A 6036-nucleotide genomic window follows, 5' to 3' on the forward strand; every position below is an offset into this window, starting at 1 on the left:
ACCTCCTTTAAATGATGTAGAATAAGAATCCAGAAAGAGTAGCCATTGTTATTACAGAAGCTACAAAAGCAACTACTAAGCGTTTATGGAAGATCGAATTTAATAATGCTACCTCTGGAATGCTTGCTCCCACCGAACCGATCATAAGAGCCATAACAGGTGGGAATGCCATTCCCTTGGCTATTAAGATTTTTGATAATGGAATCATTGTTTCAATACGAACATATAACGGAATACCAATAACAGCTGCGATAGGTACGAACCTCCATTTGTCTCCCCCTAGATAAGTCGTAATCCATTCTGTTGGAACAGCTTCATGAATAACAGAACCAACTGCTGCCCCAAATAGTAAGTATGGATACACCGTCTTCATCAGATTGAGTGTTTCTTTTGCAGCATCCTTAAAACTAAATTTCATTTCGCCTTCATGATAACCACTCATTTTGACATTTTTAACAGCTGTTTCAAAGCCTAACTTTTCTAAAAGAAGCCCCACAACAGCAGAGAAAATAGCTGTAATAACGGTATATGTCACAGCAACTTTCACGCCTAGCATCGCACCCATAAGCGTAATAATCGTTGGGTCTAATAAAGGTGACGAGAATAAGAACACCATAACAATTCCAAAACGTACTTTTTTATTCAACAAGTTCACAACTACAGGTATTGTTGAACATGAACAGAAAGGTGTAACAAAAGCAAAAACTAAAGCTGCTACTACTCCTAAAAAAGTATTCTTCCCAGAGAGATATTTATTAATCTTCTCGTATGGCACTATCGATTGTAAAAGATTAACCGCAAACGAGATAGCAACAAATAGAGCTGTTAGTTCTAATGCGATAATAAAAAATTGGCTTAAAATTTCTTTAATCATGTTTCCACTCCTCTATTATTTGCAATTTGCAAGTATTACTGATATTTACTTGCAAATTGCAAGTATTGCCGATATTTATTTGCAAATTGCAAGTATCGCTGATATTTATTTGCAACTTGCAAGTATTTATCAAAGTTGTATTACCCTAATGGGGTAGTACAACACTTATTGGTTTTCTCCATGTTCTTATTCAGCAAGTGAATAGCATGAATAACCGTTGCTTTTTCATCTTGGCTCATGTTAGAAAATACGCATTCTAAAAATTGATTCATTTGGTTATCAATATTATCTGCTACTTCTTTTCCTTCTGCAGTAAGAGATAAGATGAAGATTCTTCTATCAATAGGATCAGGTGTTTTCGAAACAAGACCTATCTTAACGAGAGATTGAACTTGCCTACTAAAAGTAGTTATATCTGTTCCCAATGTTTCAGCCACTTGTTGAATTGATGGATGATGTTGGCGATCTATTTCATACAGAATATGACTTTGGACAAGAGAAATCTCATGGCCCCCCGCCTGGCAGCAGTTTTTATTTAAAAAGCCAAAACGTCTACTGAATATTTGAAAAATCTCTCTTAAGTTTTGTTCCATGATAGTCACCTCACTAATTAGTATATAAATGTATTTATTTGCAATTTGCAAGTATTATTTAAAAATCGAACAACAATCATTGATTAGTTGCTAATGATATAATAATACTATTACTTGCAAATTGCAACCTTTTTTCGATTAACCTATTCTTTCCTTTTACACAAGAACAACAGCGTATTTTCTAGATATACCGTTGAACAACTAAAGAACACATTCACACAAGAAAATGTTTCATAAAACCCACTCTAGGCAAAGATTGAATATCACTATTTAAAATGTTTCACTATTTTTTTCACAACAAACTGTGCATCCCGCCCTACTCCCCTTAATGTAGCAGAAGCAAAGGAACGCCGCCCTTCTAACCCCACAAAATAAATACCCGGAACATTGCTAATGCCTGCCTTATGCAAAGGCCTGCCTTCTTCGTCAAGCGCACCTATCGTTTGTAGATATGGAGCATTAGGTCTGAAGCCTGTTGCGTAGATTACAGTATCTACAAGTTCCTTTTTCCCGTTCGGCCAAATAACTCCTCTCTCATAAAAGGATGTAAACATTGATTGTTGATTTGGATTTCCTGCAGTTATTCGTTCTTTGTATCGATTCGTATCATTCACCGCATTTGACCTCGGAGCAGTTTTCCCGAATCGCCAGAACGGAAAAGTATCAAAACCAATTAATTTTAGCCAAAAATGTAAATCAAGCCCCCATATACGTTGTTTCACAAATTGGATCGGTTGGCGCACAGCTAAAGTTGTTCGACTCACCTCAGCCAATTCAACTGCAATCTGTACAGCAGAATTACCACCGCCTACAATGACTACTCTTTGGTTGTGAAATGGTTTCGAATTTCGATACTCTGAAGAAGGGTGTGTATCTTCCTGAAAAGCCTCCATTCCTGCTACTTTTGGAATGAATGGATTGTTAAATGAGCCAGTAGCATTAATAATAGTTAGAGCCCTAAATATTTCTCCTGACTTTGTTCGAATAACAAATCCTTTCCCATCTTTTTCAATGAAATCTACTCTCTGATTAATTAAAACCGGCAATTCAAACTTTGTTTTATAATCCTGTAGATATCGAATGACTTCATCTCGCTACGGATAACGATTCTGATTGCCAGAAAACTTCAGGCCTGGCATTGAGGAATAGCCTGCTGGAGAAAACAACTTAAGACTGTCATAATAACTTGGCCAAGATCCTCCTATCCGATCACTTGCCTCCAAAATTAAAAAACTCAGTCCCTTCTTCTGTAAGTGATAACCCGAAGCAAGCCCAGCCTGGCCCCCACCAATTACAATAGTATCAAGTGTCTCTTTCATATTATCCCCCTAATTATTTGTATTTTGCAAATATTAAAAAGAAAAAATAATAAAAAATTAACCATTTATCTAATCAGCAAATATGTACGATACACGGATAATAAACTATGCACTCATGCTTTAAAGTGTACTCATAAAGATAAATTCACACATCTCATTTCCAATTTTATACACATTATAAATCAGTTGTACCTCACTTACTTGCAAATTGCAAGTATATAAATACAAAAAATTAACCCAACTCATTTTGATTTAGAATAAAGTTTGATTATAAATCACTCTAAAACTTTTGATTTCACTGCATATAAAAAGCTATCGTTTTTAATAAAGTTTGATTATTTTTATGCTCCTTATTATAGTGATAGGTAAGCTTTTGACGTTATCGCCGGCTTTTCCCCCACTTCACACCGTACGTGCGAGTTTCCCAGCATACGGCGCTCCAACTAATCCAATTCATTCAGTATTTTTATGTATATGCAAGATGAAATGTAGAATCAGATAGCTTCGTTCAGACATTGCTCACGCAAATCATTTACCTTTTTAAGTTGTTTTTCATTTAACTTAAGCANTTCCCCCACTTCACACCGTACGTGCGAGTTTCCCAGCATACGGCGCTCCAACTAATCCAATTCATTCAGTATTTTTATGTATATGCAAGATGAAATGTAGAATCAGATAGCTTCGTTCAGACATTGCTCACGCAAATCATTTACCTTTTTAAGTTGTTTTTCATTTAACTTAAGCACGTTTAAAAGCACTTGTATTTTCTCTTGATTTTTCATATGAATGAGACGATGAACAGATTGGCGCAATATCATTAGATTTCCGTATGAATCGTCTTGTGTGAGATGGAACGGTGTTTTATGATGACAGTGCCAATCGCCCTGGTCTAATTCAATTCCTGTAATGGCACATTTCCCGTATTGCGCAATAAATCGGCTAATCCGATTATCATTGTATTCGATGGAACGACTTGGTATATATTGTTTCATCACATAAGCAAGTGTTTGTTTATTAATCGACCGCAAACTTTGGTGGACTTTATTTCTACCTACGGTAGTGTAGTTACAGATTGATTGAGAAAAATTAAGATTCACCTTACAACGTTGGGCATGGATTGGGACAAGTACCATTCCTTTTATTTTATAAAGTTTACATTCATAACCCTTGTACCGTTTCCGTAAGGTTTTTGTGAGTTCCTGAAACGTTGCTTCTTTCCTCATTTCGTTTAAACGATTGAATAACGCTTTATTAAGACGACCGCTCAGCTTATTTAAGTCTAATGTGATGTGCGATGCTGCGGAATAATAATTCTGTATTCCCATTATTACCGTATTGAATCGCCAAACATTTTCAGGTGATTGGTGTTTCTGAATTACCTTTATTGCTTGTTTAAGATTTATCTGTGCATTATCGAGTGACTTTTTGGTCATATGTGATCGTGCAACGTAAAGAGTTCTTTTATTCGTCTGCTTCCGATGTGCCTTAAGACGAAATCCTAAAAACTCTGATGAGTTTTTCTTTAAGTTGACCACTTTTGATTTTTCCTCACTAATTTCAAGGTGAAGCCTTGTTTGAAGAAAATCTTTCACTGCATAATGCATTTTTATCGCTTGCGATCGAGTGCGACAAAGAATTTTAAAATCATCTGCGTATCTTACAATATAGCAGTGTTTCAAGTTCGATTTTTTCAATGCATTGTATCTGCCAGCATACGATTTATATGGTTTTCGTGTTTCTAGACTTTCCCATTGTTTACTAACCCACCAATCTAATTCATTTAATACAATGTTAGATAACAGGGGCGATAATATACCCCCTTGGGGGGTGCCTTTGGTTGGGAATCCTTCCCCTATAATTTCAGCTTTTAGAAGACGCGAGATAATAGAGAGCAGTGCCTTATCACGAATACCAAGCGACCACATTTGTTTTAATAGTTTGGCATGATTTACATTGTCAAAGAACCCTTTAATATCGACGTCTACACAGTGATATAAACACGCCCGATTAATGAGCGTCTCGAACCTAGCTTTTGCATGATGTGTACTGCGATTCGGCCTAAAACCATAGCTGTGTTTGTAAAACTTTGCTTCACAAATTGGCTCAAGCACTTGAAGAATACACTGTTGGAATAATCTATCCCAAATGGTCGGAATCCCTAATGGACGTGTTTTCCCATTTGCCTTCGGGATAAAAACCCGACGAACGGCTTTGGGTGTATAACGTTCAAACATCCTTTGTATCGTTGATACAGCTTCCACTACGGACAATTGACTTATATCCTCAATCGTTAATTCATCATATCCAGCCGTTCTACTGCCGGTATTTCGTTTAATATTACGATAAGCTAATCGAATGTTTTCATCGGATTGCATTAAATCGAGTAATCCATAAAAATTTTGACCATCAGCACTTTGAGCGTATAAAGAATCAAAATGATATTGCATATCATAATACTCGTTGTGCCTCAGTTTCTTTCGTTTTAACAAGTCGGTGGCTCCTTCGGAGCTGAACCTCTATTAGTCTTACAAGAACCTTATTAATCGTTGAAGAACTGTCTTGCATGGTTGAATGAATCTTTTATTAGTCTAGTGGCTATCCCTCCACGTTCATTACACGCTTCAACGGTACTGTGCCACCACTTTCCCTGATATGAAGGAAAGTTATATAGTCGCTATTCTCACGCCTATTTTCCTTTCCAACGCTTCATCGGGAATAAGCCCTCCACGTTATCAGCTTACAACGTTGAATTATATCTATTATGGAACAAACTTAGGTGCCTCCTATGAGCCTGTTAGCATTGCATGTGCCTGTAACACAAGATGGATTTTTATATAGTTGATTCTTACTCATCCACAGCTAACCCTACATCTGGTAGTAAATACATTTCTATATAACGCGCGTCTAGACCCGTACATTCAGAGGTTCGCCAGCAATACAGTATCTTATTGTATTTACATTGCATTCTCACCATATCTGTTCAACCCAAGCATCATGATTTACACCACCCCATCGGGTAGGCTTTCGTCAGCCGGACTGTTACGGTAAATTCTCACGCCTATTAGCCGAGCTTATAACACGCTTTTTCTTACTAATCTGCGTGCTACTCGACGCAGGGGAAGCCTTTCAGAGAGTTACCTCCTCATTCGACTTCTCGATATAACCCTTCAGTTTTAGGAGACCTAAAACTGCCTGACCTTTACCGAAATTGTGTGACCACATTTCATTTGAACCAGGAACGTTTCGCACC

The 6036-nt window shown here is 37.0% G+C and carries 3 protein-coding genes and 1 pseudogene; all 4 read right to left on the minus strand.

Features of this window, described 5'->3' with window-relative positions; genetic code table 11:
* Nucleotides 1-7: 7 nt before the first annotated feature.
* Nucleotides 8-874 (minus strand): permease, encoded by an 867-nt coding sequence (locus AEA09_RS14700; RefSeq protein ID WP_053584577.1) that lies wholly within the window; start codon nt 872-874, stop codon nt 8-10.
* A 140-nt stretch (nt 875-1014) separates the two neighbouring features.
* Nucleotides 1015-1467 (minus strand): MarR family winged helix-turn-helix transcriptional regulator, encoded by a 453-nt coding sequence (locus AEA09_RS14705; protein ID WP_053584578.1) that lies wholly within the window; start codon nt 1465-1467, stop codon nt 1015-1017.
* A gap of 266 nt (nt 1468-1733) precedes the next feature.
* Nucleotides 1734-2786, minus strand: a pseudogene (locus AEA09_RS14710) (flavin-containing monooxygenase).
* 671 nt (nt 2787-3457) lie between these two features.
* Nucleotides 3458-5275, minus strand: coding sequence for a group II intron reverse transcriptase/maturase (ltrA, locus tag AEA09_RS14715; protein WP_483806700.1), 1818 nt, complete (start codon nt 5273-5275; stop codon nt 3458-3460).
* Nucleotides 5276-6036: the final 761 nt, after the last annotated feature.

The sequence above is a fragment of the Lysinibacillus contaminans genome, assembly GCF_001278945.1.
Taxonomy (GTDB): domain Bacteria; phylum Bacillota; class Bacilli; order Bacillales_A; family Planococcaceae; genus Lysinibacillus; species Lysinibacillus contaminans.